The sequence below is a fragment of the Streptomyces sp. NBC_01351 genome, assembly GCF_036237315.1.
Taxonomy (GTDB): Bacteria; Actinomycetota; Actinomycetes; order Streptomycetales; family Streptomycetaceae; genus Streptomyces.
Genome location: NZ_CP108356.1, coordinates 6,866,124 through 6,886,558, shown reverse-complemented (window position 1 = coordinate 6,886,558; position 20,435 = coordinate 6,866,124). Strand labels below are relative to the sequence as shown.

General features: G+C 71.5%; 17 protein-coding genes. 1 reads left to right on the top strand and 16 read right to left on the bottom strand.

Translation table 11 applies throughout. The features are described from left to right. Positions 1-133: 133 nt before the first annotated feature. Positions 134-1,606, bottom strand: coding sequence for an RsmB/NOP family class I SAM-dependent RNA methyltransferase (locus OG625_RS31800; protein WP_329387853.1), 1,473 nt, complete (start codon positions 1,604-1,606; stop codon positions 134-136). A gap of 85 nt (positions 1,607-1,691) precedes the next feature. Beyond that, complete coding sequence (gene fmt / locus OG625_RS31795; RefSeq protein WP_329387851.1) at positions 1,692-2,636, bottom strand: methionyl-tRNA formyltransferase; 945 nt, start codon at positions 2,634-2,636, stop codon at positions 1,692-1,694. 251 nt (positions 2,637-2,887) lie between these two features. On the opposite strand from fmt, the gene OG625_RS31790 reads away from it, so the two are divergent. Next, the gene (locus OG625_RS31790) at positions 2,888-3,397 is read left to right on the top strand and encodes a hypothetical protein (RefSeq protein ID WP_329387849.1); all 510 of its coding nucleotides are present in this window, start codon (positions 2,888-2,890) and stop codon (positions 3,395-3,397) included. 248 nt (positions 3,398-3,645) lie between these two features. On the opposite strand, the gene OG625_RS31785 is transcribed toward OG625_RS31790, so the two are convergent. From OG625_RS31785 to pyrR, 14 genes are all read right to left on the bottom strand, one after another. Then, positions 3,646-5,745, bottom strand: coding sequence for a primosomal protein N' (locus OG625_RS31785; RefSeq protein ID WP_329387848.1), 2,100 nt, complete (start codon positions 5,743-5,745; stop codon positions 3,646-3,648). An 82-nt stretch (positions 5,746-5,827) separates the two neighbouring features. Further along, positions 5,828-7,036 carry a methionine adenosyltransferase gene (metK, locus tag OG625_RS31780; RefSeq protein WP_329387845.1) on the bottom strand — a complete coding sequence of 403 codons (1,209 nt, stop codon included), beginning with the start codon at positions 7,034-7,036 and terminating at the stop codon, positions 5,828-5,830. Between the two features lie 194 nt (positions 7,037-7,230). Continuing rightward, positions 7,231-8,445 carry a bifunctional phosphopantothenoylcysteine decarboxylase/phosphopantothenate--cysteine ligase CoaBC gene (gene coaBC / locus OG625_RS31775; protein WP_329387843.1) on the bottom strand — a complete coding sequence of 405 codons (1,215 nt, stop codon included), beginning with the start codon at positions 8,443-8,445 and terminating at the stop codon, positions 7,231-7,233. Positions 8,446-8,564: 119 nt separating this feature from the next. After that, a complete protein-coding gene (rpoZ, locus tag OG625_RS31770; RefSeq protein WP_266910431.1) occupies positions 8,565-8,837 on the bottom strand; it encodes a DNA-directed RNA polymerase subunit omega in 273 nt (90 codons plus the stop codon). A gap of 65 nt (positions 8,838-8,902) precedes the next feature. Further along, a complete protein-coding gene (gmk, locus tag OG625_RS31765) occupies positions 8,903-9,466 on the bottom strand; it encodes a guanylate kinase (RefSeq protein ID WP_329387841.1) in 564 nt (187 codons plus the stop codon). Positions 9,467-9,527: 61 nt separating this feature from the next. Continuing rightward, positions 9,528-9,851, bottom strand: coding sequence for an integration host factor (locus OG625_RS31760; RefSeq protein ID WP_008740406.1), 324 nt, complete (start codon positions 9,849-9,851; stop codon positions 9,528-9,530). Positions 9,852-10,303: 452 nt separating this feature from the next. Further along, positions 10,304-11,137 carry an orotidine-5'-phosphate decarboxylase gene (gene pyrF / locus OG625_RS31755; protein ID WP_329391146.1) on the bottom strand — a complete coding sequence of 278 codons (834 nt, stop codon included), beginning with the start codon at positions 11,135-11,137 and terminating at the stop codon, positions 10,304-10,306. A gap of 11 nt (positions 11,138-11,148) precedes the next feature. Beyond that, complete coding sequence (locus tag OG625_RS31750; protein WP_329387839.1) at positions 11,149-12,264, bottom strand: quinone-dependent dihydroorotate dehydrogenase; 1,116 nt, start codon at positions 12,262-12,264, stop codon at positions 11,149-11,151. A gap of 80 nt (positions 12,265-12,344) precedes the next feature. After that, positions 12,345-15,653, bottom strand: a complete 3,309-nt coding sequence (carB, locus tag OG625_RS31745) for a carbamoyl-phosphate synthase large subunit (protein WP_329387838.1) — start codon at positions 15,651-15,653, stop codon at positions 12,345-12,347. Then, positions 15,646-16,803 (bottom strand): glutamine-hydrolyzing carbamoyl-phosphate synthase small subunit, encoded by a 1,158-nt coding sequence (carA, locus tag OG625_RS31740; protein ID WP_329387836.1) that lies wholly within the window; start codon positions 16,801-16,803, stop codon positions 15,646-15,648. Before carA ends, carB begins: the two co-directional genes overlap by 8 nt. Further along, complete coding sequence (locus OG625_RS31735) at positions 16,800-17,381, bottom strand: PH-like domain-containing protein (protein ID WP_329387834.1); 582 nt, start codon at positions 17,379-17,381, stop codon at positions 16,800-16,802. The genes carA and OG625_RS31735 overlap by 4 nt, the downstream gene beginning before the upstream one ends. After that, the gene (locus OG625_RS31730; protein WP_329387832.1) at positions 17,378-18,664 is read right to left on the bottom strand and encodes a dihydroorotase; all 1,287 of its coding nucleotides are present in this window, start codon (positions 18,662-18,664) and stop codon (positions 17,378-17,380) included. Before OG625_RS31730 ends, OG625_RS31735 begins: the two co-directional genes overlap by 4 nt. Before the next feature lie 2 nt (positions 18,665-18,666). Then, a complete protein-coding gene (locus OG625_RS31725) occupies positions 18,667-19,656 on the bottom strand; it encodes an aspartate carbamoyltransferase catalytic subunit (RefSeq protein WP_329387830.1) in 990 nt (329 codons plus the stop codon). Between the two features lie 93 nt (positions 19,657-19,749). After that, positions 19,750-20,343, bottom strand: a complete 594-nt coding sequence (pyrR, locus tag OG625_RS31720) for a bifunctional pyr operon transcriptional regulator/uracil phosphoribosyltransferase PyrR (RefSeq protein ID WP_329387829.1) — start codon at positions 20,341-20,343, stop codon at positions 19,750-19,752. Positions 20,344-20,435 lie beyond the last annotated feature (92 nt).

Here is a 20,435-nt window from a genome sequence, read left to right as displayed (position 1 = left end):
CCCCGCCGCCTCCGCTGCCCGTGCCGGTTCAACCGGCACGGGCAGCGGCTACGCGGCCGGGCGCCCGTGCGGTGGCCGACCCGCACGGCAGGGCCGGACCGGCCCTTGGGCCGTCTCTTTCGAATGAGACGACCTAGGCGGTGCGCCTCAGCAGCGCCAGGTACATCGCGTCCGTCCCGTGCAGGTGCGGCCACAGCTGGACGTCCGGGCCGTCGCCCAGGCCCGGGACGTCCGCCATGTACGGGCGCGCGTCGATGAACTCGGCGGCTACCGGCATCGCGCCCGCGCCGCGGCCCTTCAGTACGTCCTCCACGACCACCCGGGTCTCCGCGAGGTGCGGGGAGCACGTCGCGTAGCCCACGACCCCGCCGACCCGCACGGCCGACAGCGCCTCGCGCAGCAGCGACCGCTGCAGCGGACCGAAGCCCTCCAGGTCCTCCGGACGCCGGCGCCAGCGTGCCTCCGGGCGACGGCGGAGCGCGCCCAGGCCGGTGCACGGGACGTCCATCAGGACACGGTCGAAGGAGCCCGGCAGCCACGGCGGCCGGGTGCCGTCGGCGGCGATCACCTGGTAGGGGCCGGGGTTGCCCGCCAGCGCGCGCTCCACGAGCCGCGCCCGGTGCGGCTGCTTCTCGGAGGCCAGCAGGAACGCCCCGCGCTGCGCAGCCAGCGCCGCGAGCAGCGCCGCCTTGCCGCCGGGGCCCGCGCAGCCGTCCAGCCAGCGTTCGTCGCGGCCCTCGACCGGCGCCGCCGCGAGGGCCATCGCCACGAGCTGGCTGCCCTCGTCCTGCACGCCCGCACGACCCTCGCGCACGGCCTCCAGCGCGCCCGGCTCGCCGCCCTCGGCCATCCGGACGGCGTACGGGGACCAGCGGCCCGGCAGCGCCGAGTCCTCGCCGACTGCCTCCAGCAGCTCCTCCGGCGTGGACCGCCCGGGCCGTGCGACCAGCGTCACCTCGGGCCGCTCGTTGTCGGCTTCGAGGAGGTCCTCGATGCCCGCGCGCCCGCCGCCCAGGGAGTCCCACAGCGCGCTGACGACCCACCGCGGGTGCGAGTGATACACCGCGAGGTGCTCCTCGGCGTCGTCCTCGTACGGCGGCGCGACCAGCTCCAGCCAGCCGTCCAGGTCGTGCGCGGCGATCTTCCGCAGCACCGCGTTGACGAACTTCGCCCGCCCGTCGCCGAGCACCACCCGGGCCAGCTCGACGCTCGCCGAAACGGCCGCGTGCGTGGGGATGCGGGTGCCGAGCAGTTGGTGCGCGCCGAGCGAGAGCACGTCCAGCACCGGCGGGTCCACCTCGCGCAGCGGTCGGTCGATGCACGCCTTGATGACGGCGTCGTACGTGCCCTGCCGGCGCAGCGTCCCGTAGACCAGTTCCGTGGCCAGAGCGGCGTCGCGCGCCTGGAAGCTCTCGTTCTGGCGGGCCTTCTTGAGCAGCGGCGGCAGCACGAGGTTCGCGTACGCGTCGCGCTCGTCGACCGCCCGCAGCACCTCGAAGGCCAGCATCCGCACGGGGTCCTTCTGGGGCCGTCGGTGGGGCTTGGCCGACTTGTTCTGCTTGCCGCCCGCGCCTGCGGCGGGACGACGACGAGGCTGTTCGCTCACGTGAAAGGTGCTCCGGATTTACGAGGTGCTTGAGGTGCTTGAGGTGCTCGAGGTACTGGGTGATTGAGGAGGGGTTCGGCTCGATTCAGCCTACGTCGGTGCCGTCGAGGCGCTCGCCGGGAGCGATCCGCACCCCCCGGGCCCAGTCGGCGCCGCGCATCGGCTTCTTGCCCTGGGGCTGCACCCACAGCAGCTCCACGGCGTGCGAGCCGGTGCCGACGTGGACGTTGTTCTTGGCCGGGGCCAGCACGCCGGGCTCCAGGTCCGTGCGGTCGGGCACCAGGCCCACGGAGATCAGCTTGAGCCGCTCCCCGCGGAAGACGGTCCACGCGCCCGGCGCCGGGGTGCAGCCGCGCACCACGCGGTCGGCACGCATCGCGGGGGCCGTCCAGTCGATCCTGGCGTCCTCCACGGTGATCTTCGGCGCGAGCGAGATCCCGTCGGCGGGCTGCGTGACGGCGCGCAGGGTGCCGTCCTCGATGCCGTCCATGGTGGCGGCGAGCAGTCCGGAGCCGGCGAAGGCGAGGCGGGTCAGCAGGTCGCCGCTGGTGTCGGTCTGGCGGATCTCCTCGGTGAGGATCCCGTAGACCGGGCCGGAGTCGAGGCCCTCCTCGATGAGGAAGGTGGAGGCGCCGGTGACCTGGTCCCCCGCCATGATCGAGTGCTGCACGGGCGCCGCCCCGCGCCAGGCGGGCAGCAGCGAGAAGTGCAGGTTGACCCACCCGTGCTTGGGGATGTCCAGGGCGCTCTTGGGGAGCAGCGCTCCGTAGGCGACGACCGGGCAGCAGTCCGGGGCGATCTCGCGCAGCCGGGCCTGGAAGTCGGGGTCGCGCGGCCGGACGGGCTTGAGGACCTCGATGCCGGCCTCCTCCGCGCGCTCGGCGACCGGGCTGGCGACGAGCCGCCGCCCGCGCCCCGCGGGGGCGTCGGGCCGGGTGACGACGGCCGCGACCTCGTGTCGCCCGGAGGCGATCAGGGCGTCCAGGGCGGGCACGGCGACCTCGGGGGTGCCTGCGAAGACGAGCTTCACTGGGTCCTACCTCGCTATCTCGGCTGTCAGCAGCGCACCAGTCTATGGGGGCTGGAGTCCTGCGGCCCACCTGTGGTGTTGAGGGGGCGTACACACACACGCGCGCCTCTCGCATATGCCGACACGCCCCCACAGCGTGACCTGCGCGCCAGGTGGCGCGTTGGTCAAAAGAGATTGACCACCACGGGCCGCTTCGTGAACGGTGTCAGCGGCCCGATCCGCCCTTCAGCACCGGTTCGAGAGGCTTCTTCATGGCCGACCACGCCACCCACGACGCCCAAGCCCGGGCCAGCCTGCACCTGCTGGTGCGGGACATCGAACGGGTTCGCCGGCAAGTGGATGCCCTGCGTACGCTCACCGCCCAGCTCGGCAACGTGTACCGCCCGCGCCGCTCCGGCCCCTCCACGGGATTCGTCGTCTACGGCCGGGCGCCCGCGCCCACCGTCCGCCTCGCGCAGGAGCTGCGGGACAGCGTCGAAACGCTGGTCACCGCCGCGGTGGACTTCGACCGCTCGCTCGGCTTCTCGTGGGACGCGGTCGGCTCGGCGCTCGGCGTCACCAAGCAGGCCGTACACCGTCGCTACGGTGCCAGGCGCGCGCAGAGCGCGGAGTCCGTGGAGCCGCCGGCCGAGGGAACGACCACCCGGACGCTGGGCCCGCTCCCCACGATCCCGGCCGCCCGCTCGGTCCCCCCGCAGCCCCTGCGCGAGGAGTCCCAGGCCTCCCGTTCCCCGGCCTTCCCGGGCCCCCGCAACAGCTGACGGCCCCGAGCACCGCCGGGACGCCGACCCCCGACGGCCGCCAACCGGGCCCTGCGGGCAGCTCCCTCCTCCTCCCCCCGCCCCGAACTCCGTACGTGCGCTCCGCGCACATCCAGCCCCGCCGGCGTTTGAGGCGCGGGGTCCGGGGCGGAGCCCCGGTTCGGGAAGGGGCGGGGTGGGGGAAGGCCCCGCGCAGCGGCCCCGCCCACCCCGGCCGCCCCGCCCACCCCCTGCGGCCCCGCCCGGCCTCAGCCGATGTCCGGCGGATCGATCCGCACCCGCACCGCGTCAGCCACCGGCACCCCCCGGGCCATCCGCGCCGCCTGCGCCGACTTCAACGCGGCGGCAAGCGCGGCCCCACTGCCCGGCGGCACCCGCACCAGTGCCCGTTCCCCGGGCGACCCCTCCCCCCGCCGCCCCGGCAACGGCACAGGCCCCAGGATCTCCGCGTCCGCCGGGAGCCCGGCCCCGGCCAGGAAGGCCTCCACGGCCTCCCCCCGCCCGGCGACCGCAGCCATCCGGGACACCGGCGGGAACCCGAGCTGCGCGCGCTCCGCGAGCTCCCGCACCGCGTGCCCCACGGGATCCCACCGCACCAGTGCCTGCACCGGCCGCAGCGTCGGTTCGGCGACCACGACGACCTGCCCCTCCCCCCGTACCAGAGAGGCGGCGCCGATCCAGCGCCGCAGCGCGTCCTCCCCGGCCCGCAGGTCGGGGCGGCCCAGCATCGCCCAGCCGTCCAGCAGCAGCGCCGCCGCGTACCCGGCGCCCGCCGCGACCGGCTCGGCCCCGGGGGTGCACACCACGAGCGCGGGCCGGTCCGGCACCTCGTCCAGCACGTGGTCGCGCCCGGAAGTCCGTACGGGAACGGCCGGGAAGGCCCGCCCCAGTTCCTCGGCCGTGCGCCGCGCACCCACCACCTGGGCCCGCAGCCGGAAGGAGCCGCATTCCTCGCAGTGCCAGGACGGCTCGCCCCGACCGCACCACCCGCACAGCAGGTCCCGCTCGTCGGGGGCCTCCAGCGGCCCGGCGCAGACCGTGCAGCGGGCCGGTGTCCGGCAGCGCTCGCAGGCCAGCCGCGGCACGTAGCCCCGCCGCGGCACCTGGACGAGTACGGGCCCGGTCTTGAGCGCCTCCCGTACGGTCTCCCACGCCAGGCTCGGCAGCCGCGCCGCCCGGGCGGCCCCGTCGCGGGCCAGCAGTTCGTCGCCCACGGTCCGGATCCGGGGCGCGCGGGCCCGTACGGTCTCGCGGTCGGCGACCAGCGGCCGCGCCCAGCCGGTCTCGACCAGCTGGGCCGCCTCCACGGTGCAACTCGTACCGCCCACCAGGAATCCGCAGCCGTCGGTGACCGCGCGCAGCTCCAGCACCTCGCGGACGTGCGGGAAGGGGGCGCGGTCGTCGCTGTGGCTGGAATCCCCGTCGTCCCAGATCGCGACCAGCCCGAGGTCCCGTACGGGGGCGAACATCGCGGCCCGGGTGCCGATGACGGCCCGCACCGAACCCCGGCTCACGGCGAGCCACTCCCGGTAGCGCTTCTCCGGCCCGGACTCGGCGGTGAGCAGGGCGTGCCGGCCCTCGCCGAGCAGGGCGGTCAGGGCCGAGTCGGCCCGGGCGGCGGTCCGCCCGTCGGGCAGCACGGCGAGGGCGCCCCGGCCGGAGGCGAGGGTGGCGGCGATGGCCCGGGCGAGCTCGTCGGCCCAGCCGGGGCCGGGCAGCGCGGTCCAGACGGCGCGCGGGGCGGCGCCGGTGGCGAGGGCGCGCAGGAAGGCGGGACCCGATCCGTAGCTCTGCCAGCCGCCGGGCTCGGGCGCGGCGGGCGGGGGCAGCGGCTCCGGGGAGGGCTTGGCCTCGGCGCGGGCGCTCCGCGCGGGCAGGGCGAGCTGGAGTACGTCGGCCAGGCTGCCCGCGTACCGGTCGGCGACGGCCCGGGCGAGCGCGAGCATCCGCGGGCTGAGCACCACCTCGGGCGAGACGACGTGGGCGAGCGCGGCCAGGGCCCCGTCGTAGTCGGACTCGGCACGGCGCTCGACGATGAAGCCGTCGATGAGGCCGCCGCCCTCGCGGCGGCCGCCGTGCACCTGGTGCGAGCCGGCCCCGAAGCGGACCCGGACGCGGACGCCGGGCTGCGCGGCCTCGGAGAGCTCCTCGGGGACGGCGTAGTCCCAGAGCTGGTCAAGGTGGAGCACGCCCTTGTTGACGAGGATCCGGGCGACCGGAAGCTCCTGGGCGAGGGCGGCGCCCCGCCAGGTACGCGGTTTCGCCTTGGGTGCCTTGGCCTTCGCCTCGGCGACCATCTCCCGGATCAGCGCGAGCTGCTCCGGCGGGGAATCGTTCGAGCTGCTCACACCAGCATTCTTACCAAACCCCACTGACAGCGAACGGCCCCGGACCACGAGGTCCGGGGCCGTTCGTCGTGAGCGGTGGTGCTTACAGGCCGGCGGCCGCGCGCAGCGCGTCCACGCGGTCGGTGCGCTCCCAGGTGAAGTCCGGCAGCTCGCGGCCGAAGTGGCCGTAGGCGGCGGTCTGGGCGTAGATCGGGCGGAGCAGGTCCAGGTCACGGATGATCGCGGCCGGACGCAGGTCGAAGACCTCGCCGATCGCGTCCTCGATCTTCTGGACGTCGACCTTGGCGGTGCCGAAGGTCTCGACGAAGAGGCCGACGGGCTCGGCCTTGCCGATGGCGTACGCGACCTGGACCTCGCAGCGCGAGGCGAGGCCGGCGGCGACCACGTTCTTCGCGACCCAGCGCATCGCGTACGCGGCGCTGCGGTCGACCTTCGACGGGTCCTTGCCGGAGAAGGCGCCGCCACCGTGGCGGGCCATGCCGCCGTAGGTGTCGATGATGATCTTGCGGCCGGTGAGGCCGGCGTCGCCCATCGGGCCGCCGATCTCGAAGCGGCCGGTCGGGTTCACCAGGAGGCGGTAGCCCTCGGTGTCGAGCTTGATGCCGTCCTCGATGAGCTGGGCCAGGACGTGCTCGACGACGAACTCGCGGATGTCGGGAGCGAGCAGCGAGTCCAGGTCGATGTCCGAGGCGTGCTGCGAGGAGACGACCACGGTGTCGAGGCGGACGGCCTTGTCACCGTCGTACTCGATGGTGACCTGGGTCTTGCCGTCGGGACGCAGGTACGGGATGGTCCCGTTCTTGCGGACCTCGGACAGGCGGCGGGCGAGCCGGTGCGCGAGGTGGATCGGGAGCGGCATGAGCTCCGGGGTCTCGTCGCAGGCGTAGCCGAACATCAGGCCCTGGTCGCCGGCGCCCTGCTTGTCGAGCTCGTCCTCGTCGCCCTCGACGCGCGTTTCGTACGCGGTGTCGACACCCTGCGCGATGTCCGGGGACTGCGCGCCGATGGACACCGACACGCCGCAGGAGGCGCCGTCGAAGCCCTTCTTCGAGGAGTCGTAGCCGATCTCCAGGATCTTCTCGCGAACGAGCTGCGCGATCGGCGCGTAGGCCTTCGTGGTCACCTCGCCCGCGATGTGCACGAGGCCGGTGGTGATGAGGGTTTCCACGGCGACACGCGAGGTGGGGTCCTCGGTGAGGAGCGCGTCGAGGATCGTGTCGCTGATCTGGTCAGCGATCTTGTCGGGGTGGCCCTCGGTCACGGACTCCGAGGTGAAGAGACGACGGGACACAACGCTCCCTGGGGTTGCAGCGGCTGCTGGCTGATCATTTGGCGGAACCACACCAGGGGCTGCGCCCGATCACGTTCCGAATGCAGTTTATCGGTTGCCACCGTCCGGCCGACCACCCGTCTCGCCTTATGGGAGCCGTGTGACCTGCGGCACTCCATTCTGGCCTACCGACGGGGGCAGGGAAAGAGATCGACTCACGCGCGTCGGGCCGGGAGTCGGTGCGCGACCTGGTCCCAAATCACATCCGCCAGCGCTTCCTTCGGCCCGTAGGGAACGGGGAGCTCCGAACCATCGGACGCCAGAACAACGGCCTCGTTCTCCTCCGAACCAAAGGTCTTGGCCTCGCCGACCTCGTTGACGACGAGAAGGTCACATCCCTTGCGCCGGAGCTTGGCACGCCCGTTGGCGAGGACGTCGTCGGTCTCCGCGGCGAAACCCACCACGACCTGTCCGTCCCGGGGCCTGTCGGCCGAGATTTCCGCGAGCACGTCGGGATTGCGGACGAGGGCGACCGGCGCGGGATCCTGCCCGTCCTTCTTCTTGATCTTTCCGCCGGCGTACTCGGCGGGCCTGAAGTCGGCCACTGCCGCGGCCATCACCACCGCGTCGGCGTCGGCGGCCGCCTTGAGCACCGCCTCCCGCAGCTGGACGGCCGTGCCCACGCCTACGACGTCCACCCCGGCCGGGTCGGCGAGCGCGGTGTTCGCGGCGACGAGGGTGACCCGGGCCCCGCGGGCGACGGCGGTGCGGGCGAGTGCGTAGCCCTGCTTGCCGGAGGAGCGGTTGCCCAGGAAGCGCACCGGGTCGAGGGGCTCGCGCGTGCCGCCCGCGCTGATCACCACGTGGCGCCCGACGAGGTCCGGCTCGGTGACCCCGCGCGCCAGGACCCCTCGGCACACTTCGAAGATCTCCTCGGGGTCGGGCAGCCGCCCCTTGCCGGTGTCCTTGCCCGTCAGCCGGCCGACGGCGGGCTCGATGACGAGGGCTCCGCGCCGCCGCAGCGTGGCCACGTTCTCCTGGGTGGCGGGGTGCTCCCACATCTCGGTGTGCATGGCGGGGGCGAAGACCACCGGACAGCGGGCGGTGAGCAGCGTGTTCGTGAGCAGGTCGTCGGCGAGGCCGTGGGCGGCCTTGGCGAGCATGTCGGCGGTGGCCGGGGCGACGATCACGAGGTCGGCGGACTGCCCGATGCGCACGTGGGGCACCTCGTGGACGGTCTCCCACACCTCGGTGGAGGCCGGGTTCCCGGACAGGGCGGCCCAGGTGGCCTCGCCGACGAAGTTCAGGGACGCCGCCGTGGGCACCACGCGCACGTCGTGCCCGGACTCGGTCAGCCGACGGAGCAGTTCGCACGCCTTGTAGGCGGCGATCCCGCCGCTGACTCCCAGTACGACCTTCGGCTTACCCACCACGCACTCCCCTTCGAGCCTCGTCGACGTCCGTCGTCCGCGTCCGCCGTCCCTACCCATGACACACCACAGGCCCGGCAGATGTTCTGCCGGGCCTGTGGTGAAAGGATTCTCGTGCCTTACTGGGGCGGGGCCTCGATGGCCTCGGAGGTCAGCAGACCCGCGTTGATCTCGCGCAGCGCGATCGAAAGCGGCTTCTCGTGGACGTGGGTGTCCACCAGCGGGCCTACGTACTCCAGCAGGCCCTCACCGAGCTGCGAGTAGTACGCGTTGATCTGACGCGCACGCTTGGCCGCGTAGATCACGAGGCTGTACTTCGAGTCCGTGGCCTCGAGCAGCTCGTCGATCGGCGGGTTGATGATGCCCTCGGGCGCAGTGATGGAAGAGGACACGCTCTACCTTCCGAAGAATGGGTGAAAGATCAAGCATTGATCGATCATTAAAAATCGACCAACGATCAGACAACTTCCATCAAGGCTAGCAGCTCACGCGCCACGTCCTCGACGGAGGTATTGACGAGGGTGGTGTCGAACTCGGATTCGGCAGCGAGTTCGATCTTGGCGGTGTCGAGCCGGCGCTCGATGACCTCCGGGGATTCGGTGCCCCGCCCGGTCAGGCGGCGGACCAGCTCGTCCCAGCTCGGAGGTGCCAGGAAGACCAGTTGGGCTTCGGGCATCGACTCGCGGACGAGCCGAGCGCCCTGGAGATCGATCTCCAGCAGTACCGGCTCGCCGTTGTCGAGGCGTTCCAGCACCGCGCCGCGCGGTGTGCCGTAGCGGTTGCCCGCGAACTCGGCCCACTCCAGCAGCTCGCCGTTGGCGATCAGCTTGTCGAACTCGTCGTCGTTGACGAAGAAGTACTGGATTCCGTGTCGCTCACCGGGCCGCGGCTTGCGGGTGGTGGCCGACACCGAGAGCCAGACCTCGGGGTGGACCTTGCGCATATGCGCGACGACCGTGCTCTTGCCGACCCCCGAGGGGCCGGAGAGCACGGTCAGCCGCGGACGAACCTCTGCTGCCATAGAGCGATTATCCAGGTTCCAGGGACTGCCTGAGAACGCGGGAAGGACTCCGGGCGACGCGTCAGCCGGCAGGAGTGCCGAACTCACGCTCCAGAGAAGCGATCTGGTTGGAACCGAGACCTCGGACACGCCGGGACTCGGAGATGCCGAGGCGCTCCATGATCTGCTTGGCGCGGACCTTGCCCACGCCAGGCAGGGACTCCAGCAGGGCGGAGACCTTCATCTTGCCGATGACGTCGTTCTCCTGACCTGTCTTGATGACCTCTTGGAGCGAGGCGCCGGAGTGCTTGAGTCGATTCTTGACCTCGGCCCGCTCCCGGCGAGCCGCGGCGGCCTTTTCGAGCGCGGCTGCGCGCTGTTCAGGGGTAAGGGGCGGAAGAGCCACGCCTACGTCACCTCGGATGTCGAACTGTCGGATACGGACCAGTGGGTAACCCGAAGGCACCACACAAGGCGAGCTCCCGAACAGCGGTATTACTCGTTCGCTGCACGTTCACTCTGCTCGGAGACTAGCGGCCAAGGCCGCTCCAGTCAGCGAGAACGGACGAAAAGTCCTGGTCAGCCTCCACTGAACCGTACATCACGGACATACCACCCCGGTTTTGTCCGAGGAAAGCCGTTCGATTTTCGTCAAGCAGTGCGACGAACCCGCCCGACGGCATCGTGGAGGCACCGAATTCGCGTTCTGCGGAGGCGGACGGCATCAGCCGAGATCCGGCCCCTCCGGCGATTGAGGAGCGGCACCTTCAGCCTCGCCGGCGTTTGAGGCGCGGGGGTCCGGGGGCAGCGCCCCCGGCAACGGCGCCGCACCCGGACCGCCGGGCATCCCCGCAGGGGCTACGCGGCGACGGCCTCGCGGATCTCGTCCGCGAACGCGTCCGCGCTCGCGCGCAGCGCCGCGACGTCCGGCCCGTGCTTCAGCACGCCCCGCGACACGTTCGGGACGACGTTGCGCACGGCCGCGCCGAAGACCTTCGGGAGGTCGGCGGCGGTGGCGCCCTGCGCACCGAGCCCCGGCGCCAGGAGCGGCCCGTTGATGTCCAGGTCGAAGGAGGACAGGTCGCCGAGCGTGGCGCCGACCACGGCCCCGAAGGAGCCCATGGGCTCCGCGCCCTCGTTCTCCGCCGCAAGGTGCGCCAGCATCGTCGCACCCACCGACAGACCGTCCTCCCGCACCGCCCGCTGAACCTCCGCCCCCTCCGGGTTCGAGGTCAGGGCCAGGACGAACAGACCCGCTCCGGACTCCCGGGCGAGGTCGACGGCCGGGCGCAGCGACCCGTAGCCCAGGTACGGGGAGACCGTCAGCGCGTCGGAGAAGAGCGGCGACGCCGGGTCCAGGAAGGCCGAGGCGTACGCCGCCATGGTCGAGCCGATGTCGCCCCGCTTGGCGTCCATCACCACGAGGGTGCCCGCCGCGCGGGCGTCGGCCACGGTCTGCTCCAGCACCGCGACGCCCCGCGAGCCGAACCGCTCGAAGAAGGCCGCCTGGGGCTTGAAGACCGCCACGGAGTCCGCCAGCGCCTCGACGACCGTACGGGAGAAGCGCTCCAGGCCCGCGATGTCGTCGTTCAGGCCCCACTGCGCCAGCAGCGCGGCGTGCGGGTCGATGCCCACGCACAGCGGGCCCCGGGTGTCCATCGCCTCGCGGAGGCGGGTGCCGAACGGAGTCACGGTCACAGGGCTCACTTCGCTGCCTTTCGGGCCTTGGTCTCGGCGCCGACCGCTTCCGCGAGCGTCGCGTACGGGCTGGTGGCCAGGCGGGCGGCCAGGCCCTTGTGGATGGCGCGGGCGTAGAACGGGCCCTCGTAGATGAAGGCGCTGTAGCCCTGGACGAGCGTGGCACCGGCCAGGATCCGCTGCCAGGCGTCCTCGGCGTTCTCGATGCCCCCGACGCCCACCAGTACGATCCGGTCGCCCACGCGGGCGTACAGGCGGCGCAGGACCTCCAGGGAGCGCACCTTGACGGGGGCTCCGGACAGGCCTCCGGTCTCCTTGATCAGGGAGGGGTCGGAGCGCAGGCCGAGGCCCTCACGCGCGATCGTCGTGTTCGTGGCGATGATGCCGTCCAGGCCCAGCTCCAGGGCGAGGTCGGCGACGGCGTCGACGTCCTCGTCGGCCAGGTCCGGGGCGATCTTGACCAGCAGCGGGACCCGGCGGTCGGTGACCACCCGGTCGGCGGCTTCCCGTACGGCGGTCAGCAGCGGGCGCAGCGACTCCGTCGCCTGGAGGTTGCGCAGGCCCGGCGTGTTGGGCGAGGAGACGTTCACGACGAGGTAGTCGGCGTGCCGGGCCAGGCGCTCGGTGGAGGTCACGTAGTCGCCGACGGCCTCCTCCTCGGGCACGACCTTGGTCTTGCCGATGTTGACGCCGACGACGGTGTTGAAGACTGCCCTACGGGCCGCCAGGCGCTCCGCGACGGCCGCCGAGCCCTCGTTGTTGAAGCCCATCCGGTTGATCAGCGCGCGGTCCGGCACGAGCCGGAAGAGGCGCTTCTTCGGGTTGCCGGGCTGGGCCTGGGCGGTGACGGTGCCGATCTCGATGTGGTCGAAGCCGAGCATCGACATGCCGTCGATGGCGACGGCGTTCTTGTCGAAGCCAGCCGCGAGCCCGAAGGGGCCGTGCATCCGCAGGCCGAGGGCCTCGGTGCGCAGTTCCTTGTAGCGGGGCGCGAGGGCCGCCGCGACGAAGGTGCGGAGCACGGGGGTGCGGGCGGCGAGGCGGATCCAGCGGAAGGCCATGTAGTGGGCCTGCTCGGGGTCCATGTGCTTGAAGACGAGGTTGAAGAACAGTTTGTACATCGTCCGAAATATCCCTTTGGCGCTCAAGAAAGGGGGGACACCGGTGGCTGTCGCCGGTGCCCCCCTTTCGTACGGGGCTGCTAGTCGCGGGCCGCGGTCAGGCGCTCCGCGTGCTCCTGGAGGGAGCGGACGCCCACGTCGCCGCGGTTGAGCGCGTCGATGCCCTGGACGGCTGCGGCGAGTGCCTGGACCGTGGTCAGGCACGGGACGCTGCGCGCCACGGCCGCCGTGCGGATCTCGTAGCCGTCGAGGCGGCCGCCGGTTCCGTACGGGGTGTTGACGATCAGGTCGACCTGGCCGTCGTGGATCAGCTGGACGATGGTCTTCTCGCCGTTCGGGCCCTCGCCCTCGCTGAGCTTGCGCACCACGGTGGCGTTGATGCCGTTGCGGCGCAGTACCTCGGCGGTGCCGGAGGTGGCCATCAGCTCGAAGCCGTGGGCGACGAGCTCGCGGGCCGGGAAGATCATCGAGCGCTTGTCGCGGTTGGCGACGGAGATGAACGCGCGGCCCTTGGTGGGCAGCGGGCCGTAGGCGCCGGCCTGCGACTTGGCGTACGCCGTGCCGAAGACGGAGTCGATGCCCATGACCTCGCCGGTGGAGCGCATCTCCGGGCCGAGGACCGTGTCGACGCCGCGGCCCTGGATGTCGCGGAAGCGCGACCACGGCATGACGGCCTCCTTGACGGAGATCGGCGCGTCGAGCGGCAGGGTGCCCCCGTCGCCGGTCTTCGGGAGCATGCCCTCTTCGCGGAGCTCGGCGATGGTGGTGCCGAGCGAGATGCGGGCGGCGGCCTTCGCGAGCGGGACGGCGGTCGCCTTCGAGGTGAAGGGGACGGTCCGGGAGGCGCGCGGGTTGGCCTCCAGGACGTAGAGGATGTCACCGGCCATCGCGAACTGGATGTTGATCAGACCGCGCACGCCGACGCCCTTGGCGATGGCCTCGGTGGAGGCGCGCAGGCGCTTGATGTCGTAGCCGCCGAGGGTGATCGGGGGCAGGGCGCAGGCCGAGTCGCCGGAGTGGATGCCGGCTTCCTCGATGTGCTCCATGACGCCGCCGAGGTAGAGCTCGTGGCCGTCGTAGAGGGCGTCGACGTCGATCTCGATGGCGTCGTCGAGGAAGCGGTCGACCAGGACCGGCCGGGTGGGGCTGATCTCGGTGGACTCGGCGATGTACGACTCCAGGCGGGCCTCGTCGTAGACGATCTCCATGCCGCGGCCGCCGAGCACGTAGGACGGGCGGACGAGGACCGGGTAGCCGATCTCGTCGGCGATCGCCTTGGCACCGGGGAAGGTGGTGGCGGTGCCGTGCTTGGGGGCGGGCAGGCCGGCGTCGGCGAGGACCTGGCCGAAGGCCCCGCGGTCCTCGGCTGCGTGGATGGCCTCCGGCGGGGTGCCGACGACGGGGACGCCGTTGTCCTTCAGCGCCTGGGCGAGACCGAGGGGGGTCTGGCCGCCGAGCTGGACGACGACACCGGCGATCGGGCCCGCGAGGGACTCGGCGTGGACGATCTCCAGCACGTCCTCGAGCGTCAGCGGCTCGAAGTACAGGCGGTCGGAGGTGTCGTAGTCGGTGGAGACGGTCTCCGGGTTGCAGTTGACCATCACGGTCTCGTAGCCGGCGTCGCTGAGCGCGAAGGAGGCGTGGACGCAGGAGTAGTCGAACTCGATGCCCTGGCCGATGCGGTTCGGGCCGGAGCCCAGGATGATGACCGCGGGCTTGGTGCGCGGCGCGACCTCGGACTCCTCGTCGTACGACGAGTAGAAGTACGGGGTCTTCGCGGCGAACTCGGCGGCGCAGGTGTCGACGGTCTTGTAGACCGGGCGGACACCGAGGGCGTGCCGGACCTCGCGGACGACGTCCTCGCGCAGGCCGCGGATCTCCGCGATCTGGAAGTCGGAGAAGCCGTGGCGCTTGGCCTCGGCGAGCAGCTCGGGGTCGAGCTTCTCGGCGGCGGCCAGCTCGTCGGCGATCTCCTTGATCAGGAAGAGCTGGTCGACGAACCAGGGGTCGATCTTCGTGTACTCGAAGACCTCTTCCTGGGTGGCGCCGGCGCGGATGGCCTGCATGACGGTGTTGATGCGGCCGTCGGTCGGGCGGACCGCGGTGGCCAGCAGCTCCGCCTTGTCGCCGACGGGGCCGACGAAGGTGAACTGCGAGCCCTTCTTCTCCAGGGAGCGCAGGGCCTTCTGCAGCGCCTCGGTGAAGTTGCGGCCGATGGCCATGGCCTCGCCCACCGACTTCATGGTGGTGGTGAGGGTGGAGTCGGCGAGCGGGAACTTCTCGAAGGCGAAGCGCGGGGCCTTGACGACGACGTAGTCGAGGGTCGGCTCGAAGGAGGCCGGCGTCTTCTCGGTGATGTCGTTGGGGACCTCGTCGAGCGTGTAGCCGATGGCCAGCTTGGCGGCGATCTTGGCGATCGGGAAGCCGGTGGCCTTCGACGCGAGCGCCGAGGAGCGCGAGACGCGCGGGTTCATCTCGATGACGATGACGCGGCCGTCGACCGGGTCGATCGCGAACTGGATGTTGCAGCCGCCGGTGTCGACGCCGACCTCGCGGATGATCGCGATGCCGATGTCGCGCAGCCGCTGGTACTCGCGGTCGGTGAGCGTCATCGCCGGCGCGACGGTGATCGAGTCACCGGTGTGCACGCCCATCGGGTCGAAGTTCTCGATGGAGCAGACGACGACCACGTTGTCCTTGGTGTCGCGCATCAGCTCCAGCTCGTACTCCTTCCAGCCGAGGATGGACTCCTCCAGGAGCACCTCGGTGGTCGGGGAGAGCGTCAGGCCCTGGCCGGCGATGCGGCGCAGCTCTTCCTCGTTGTGGGCGAAGCCGGAGCCGGCGCCGCCCATGGTGAAGGAGGGGCGCACGACGACGGGGTAGCCGCCGAGGGTGTCTACGCCCTGCATGATGTCGTCCATCGTGTGGCAGATGACCGAGCGGGCGGATTCGCCGTAGCCGATCTTGGCCTTGACGGCCTCGACGACGCCCTTGAAGAGGTCGCGGTCCTCGCCCTTGTTGATGGCCTCGACGTTGGCGCCGATGAGCTCGACGCCGTACTTCTCCAGCACACCCTGCTCGTGCATGGAGATGGCGGTGTTCAGCGCGGTCTGGCCGCCGAGGGTCGGAAGCAGCGCGTCGGGGCGCTCTTTCGCGATGATCTTCTCGACGAACTCGGGGGTGATCGGCTCGACGTACGTGGCGTCGGCGATCTCCGGGTCGGTCATGATCGTCGCCGGGTTGGAGTTCACCAGGATGACGCGCAGGCCCTCGGCCTTGAGGACGCGGCAGGCCTGGGTGCCGGAGTAGTCGAACTCGGCGGCCTGGCCGATGACGATCGGGCCGGAGCCGATGACCAGGACGGACTGGATATCGGAGCGCTTAGGCACGATCGGCCTCCATCTGGGCGGTGCTCATCAAAGACGTGAAGCGGTCGAAGAGGTACGCGGCATCGTGCGGGCCGGCAGCCGCCTCGGGGTGGTACTGGACGGAGAAGGCCGGCTGGTCGAGCAGCTGGAGGCCTTCCACGACGTTGTCGTTCAGGCAGACGTGGGAGACCTCGGCGCGGCCGTAGGGGGTCTCGGACACCTTGTCGAGGGGGGCGTCCACGGCGAAGCCGTGGTTGTGCGCCGTGATCTCGACCTTGCCGGTGGTGCGGTCCTGCACCGGCTGGTTGATGCCGCGGTGGCCGTACTTCAGCTTGTACGTGCCGAAGCCGAGCGCGCGGCCCAGGATCTGGTTGCCGAAGCAGATGCCGAAGAGCGGGGTCTTGCGGGCGAGGACGCTCTGCATGACCGAGACCGCGTGGTCGGCGGTGGCCGGGTCGCCCGGGCCGTTGGAGAAGAACACGCCGTCCGGGTTGACCGCGTACACGTCCTCGGCGGTGGCGGTGGCGGGCAGCACGTGCACCTCGATGCCGCGCTCGGCCATCCGGTGCGGGGTCATGCCCTTGATGCCCAGGTCGACGGCGGCCACGGTGAACTTCTTCTCACCGATGGCGGGGACCACGTAGGTCTCCTTGGTGGCGACCTCGGCGGAGAGGTTCGCGCCCGTCATCTCGGGGGCCTGGCGGACCTTCGCGAGGAGCATGCCGTCGTCGGAGACGGCGTTGCCGGAGAAGATGCCGACGCGCATGGCGCCGCGCTCGCGCAGGTGGCGGGTGAGGGCGCGGGTGTCGATGCCGCTGATGCCGACGACGCCCTGCTTGACCAGCTCCTCGTCCAGCGAGCGCTGAGAGCGCCAGTTGGAGGGGACGCGGGCGGGGTCGCGCACGACGTAGCCGGACACCCAGATGCGGGAGGACTCGGGGTCCTCGTCGTTGACGCCGGTGTTGCCCACGTGCGGGGCGGTCATCACGACGACCTGGCGGTGGTACGACGGGTCGGTGAGGGTCTCCTGGTAGCCGGTCATTCCGGTGGAGAACACGGCCTCACCGAAGGTCTCCCCGTGGGCGCCGTAGGCGCGGCCGCGGAAGATCCGACCGTCCTCCAGGACGAGTACGGCGGGAGTTTTGGCTGCTCCCCTGGTGGAGGTCGTCATCGTTCGGCGCCTTCCGTCGTGATGGATTGGTTCATGAGGTTGATCGCTTCGACCCAGGCGGCGTGTTCGGCCGCGCGGTCGGAGCGGAATCCGGAGTCGATCAGCTTGTCGCCATGCGCCCATGTGACGACGAGCAGTCCGCCCTCGGTGAGTACCTTGCCCGCGATTCCCTTGTCGAGGCGGGCGCCGCGCAGCTGCGCGGTCGGTACGAAGAAGTCGGTGGCACCCGGTCGGACCACGTCGAGGCCCGCATCGGTGAGCGTGAGCTCCACCCGGCTGCGGACGCCCAGGCCGTGGGCGACGATCCGGTCGAGCCACTGTCCGGCGGTGGTGGACCCGTGGTAGCGGCCGGTCAGGGCCAGCCGGTGCGCGGGGAGACCTTCGGGGGTGGCGGGCAGCTCCGGCAGGTCGTTCTGCAGGGCGCCGCGCCATTTCCAGCCTTGCCGCATCAGCCAGTACACGAACGCGACGAAGACGGTAAGGCCGATCACCCACGCGATGCGGGCGCCGACACTGGTCACCTCCGCCGACTGTCGTTCGGCGGCCTCGGCGGCCAGTTGGATTACTGCAGGTGTCACGCCAGCGTCCCGTCCACGACCGTTGCCCGGCCCCGCAGGAAGGTGTGAGTGACGCGACCCGGCAGCTCACGGCCCTCGTAAGGCGTGTTGCGGCTGCGGGAGGCGAAGTGTGCGGGGTCCACGACACCACGGTACGAGGTATCGACCAAGGTCAGGTTCGCGGGTTCACCTGCCGAGACGGGACGGCCGTGGTTGTCGAGGCTGCCGATGCGCGCCGGCGCGAAGGACATCCGCTCGGCGACGCCCGCCCAGTCGAGCAGTCCGGTCTCCACCATCGTCTGCTGGACGACGGACAGCGCGGTCTCCAGGCCGACCATGCCCATGGCGGCGGCGGCCCACTCGCAGTCCTTGTCCTCGTGCGGGTGCGGGGCGTGGTCGGTGGCGACGATGTCGATCGTGCCGTCGGCGAGCGCCTCGCGCAGGGCCAGCACGTCGCGCTCGGTGCGCAGCGGCGGGTTGACCTTGTAGACCGCGTTGTACGAGCGCACGAGCTCGTCGGTGAGGAGCAGGTGGTGCGGGGTGACCTCGGCGGTGACGTCGATGCCGCGGGCCTTGGCCCAGCGGACGATCTCGACGGAGCCGGCGGTGGAGAGGTGGCAGATGTGGACGCGGGAGCCGACGTGCTCGGCGAGGAGCACGTCGCGGGCGATGATCGACTCCTCGGCGACGGCCGGCCAGCCGCCCAGGCCCAGCTCGGCGGAGACGACGCCCTCGTTCATCTGGGCGCCCTCGGTGAGACGGGGCTCCTGGGCGTGCTGGGCGACGACGCCGCCGAACGCCTTCACGTACTCCAGGGCGCGGCGCATGATCACGGCGTCGTCGACGCACTTGCCGTCGTCGGAGAAGACGGTGACGCGGGCGGCGGAGTCGTGCATGGCGCCCAGCTCGGAGAGCTGCTTGCCCTCCAGGCCGACGGTGACGGCGCCGATGGGCTGCACGTCGCAGTAGCCGGACTCCTTGCCCAGGCGCCAGACCTGCTCGACGACGCCCGCGGTGTCGGCGACCGGGAAGGTGTTCGCCATGGCGAAGACGGCGGTGTAGCCGCCGGAGGCGGCGGCGCGGGTGCCGGTGAGGACCGTCTCGGAGTCCTCGCGGCCGGGCTCGCGCAGGTGGGTGTGCAGGTCGACGAGGCCGGGGAGGAGGATCTGGCCCTCGGCCTCGATGACGGTCGCGCCCTCGGCGGACAGCCCGGTTCCGACCTCGGCGATGGTCTCGCCGTCGATCAGGACGTCCTGCGCCTCGCCACCGAGTACCTTCGCGCCACGGATCAGGATCTTGCTCATCTTTACTTGCTCTCCTCGATGCGGGGCGTGCTGGTGGTGGTGACGGCGGGCTCGGAGCCTCCGAGCAGCAGGTACAGGACGGCCATCCGGGTGGAGACGCCGTTCGCGACCTGTTCCACGGCGGTGCAGCGGTCGGAGTCGGCGACCTGGGCGGTGATCTCCATGCCGCGGTTCATCGGGCCGGGGTGCATCACGATGGCGTGCTCGGGCATCTTCGCCATGCGGTCGCCGTCGAGCCCGTACCGGCGGGAGTACTCGCGCTCGGTCGGGAAGAAGGCGGCGTTCATGCGTTCGCGCTGCACACGCAGCATCATCACAGCGTCGGACTTCGGCAGCACGTCGTCGAGGCTGTACGAGACCTCGCACGGCCAGCTCTCTACGCCGATGGGGACCAGGGTCGGCGGGGCCACGACGGTGACCTCGGCGCCGAGGGTGTGCAGCAGCTGGACGTTGGAGCGGGCCACGCGGCTGTGCAGGACGTCGCCGACGATGGTGATGCGGCGGCCGTTCAGGTCCTTGCCGAGGCCCGCGTCGCGGCCGACGAGGCGGCGGCGCATGGTGAAGGCGTCCAGCAGGGCCTGGGTGGGGTGCTCGTGGGTGCCGTCGCCGGCGTTGACCACGGCGGAGTCGATCCAGCCGGAGGTCGCGAGCCGGTAGGGGGCTCCGGAGGCGTGGTGGCGGATGACGACCGCGTCGGCGCCCATGGCCTCCAGGGTCAACGCGGTGTCCTTCAGGGATTCGCCCTTGGAAACGGAGGAACCCTTGGCGGAGAAGTTGATGACGTCGGCGGAGAGCCGCTTGGCGGCCGCCTCGAAGGAGATCCGGGTGCGGGTCGAGTCCTCGAAGAAGAGGTTGACGACGGTGAGGCCGCGCAGGGTGGGCAGCTTCTTGATCGGCCGGTCCGCGACGCGGGCCATCTCCTCGGCGGTGTCGAGGATCAGGACGGCGTCGTCGCGCGTGAGATCGGCGGCCGAGATGAGGTGGCGCTTCATCTTGGATGGCTCCGTAGGTCAGGAGGGCAGGCTGGGGTCGGGCAGGGCAGACTGCGGCGCGGACCCCGGAAGGGACCCGGCCGTTCGTACGGGCTACTGCCCGGCTGCCTGGGCGGTCCGCTGGCCGAGCAGCACGGCGTCACGGCCGTCCTCCTCCTGGAGCTGGACCTTGACGATCTCCCGCAGCGACGTGGGGAGGTTCTTGCCGACGTAGTCGGCGCGGATCGGCAGTTCGCGGTGGCCGCGGTCGACGAGGACGGCGAGCTGCACGGCGCGGGGGCGGCCGAGATCGCCGAGGGCGTCGAGGGCGGCGCGGATGGTGCGGCCGGAGAAGAGCACGTCGTCGACGAGGACGACGAGGCGTCCGTCGAGGTCGTCACCGGGGATCTCGGTGCGGCCGATCGCACGGGCGGGCTTCATCCGCAGGTCGTCGCGGTACATGGTGATGTCGAGGGAGCCGACCGGGATCTTCGTACCGGTGATCTCTTCGAGCTTGGCGGCCAGCCGGCGGGCGAGGAAGACACCGCGGGTGGGAATGCCGAGGAGCACCACGTCGTCGGCGCCCTTGGCGCGTTCGACGATCTCGTGGGCGATGCGGGTCAGGACCCGGGCGATGTCCTGCGCCTCCAGCACGGGGCGCACTGCATCGTTCTGATCGGGCTGAGCCTGTGCGTTCTGAGCGTCCATGAAAAGGACCTCCTTCTCCGCCTCACGGGACGGACCTTAAAGGACGTCTGATGTACTTCTCACACGGTACCAGGGCCCGGGTGCCCAACCCG

What these genes read in the sequence shown, in the direction of transcription:
- carA (WP_329387836.1), bottom strand. Translation starts at nt 16,803, where the DNA reads ATGACGACCTCCACCAGGGGAGCAGCCAAAACTCCCGCCGTACTCGTC.
- OG625_RS31790 (WP_329387849.1), top strand. Translation starts at nt 2,888, where the DNA reads ATGGCCGACCACGCCACCCACGACGCCCAAGCCCGGGCCAGCCTGCAC.
- OG625_RS31725 (WP_329387830.1), bottom strand. Translation starts at nt 19,656, where the DNA reads ATGAAGCGCCACCTCATCTCGGCCGCCGATCTCACGCGCGACGACGCC.
- OG625_RS31750 (WP_329387839.1), bottom strand. Translation starts at nt 12,264, where the DNA reads ATGTACAAACTGTTCTTCAACCTCGTCTTCAAGCACATGGACCCCGAG.
- gmk (WP_329387841.1), bottom strand. Translation starts at nt 9,466, where the DNA reads ATGGCAGCAGAGGTTCGTCCGCGGCTGACCGTGCTCTCCGGCCCCTCG.
- OG625_RS31730 (WP_329387832.1), bottom strand. Translation starts at nt 18,664, where the DNA reads ATGAGCAAGATCCTGATCCGTGGCGCGAAGGTACTCGGTGGCGAGGCG.
- pyrR (WP_329387829.1), bottom strand. Translation starts at nt 20,343, where the DNA reads ATGGACGCTCAGAACGCACAGGCTCAGCCCGATCAGAACGATGCAGTG.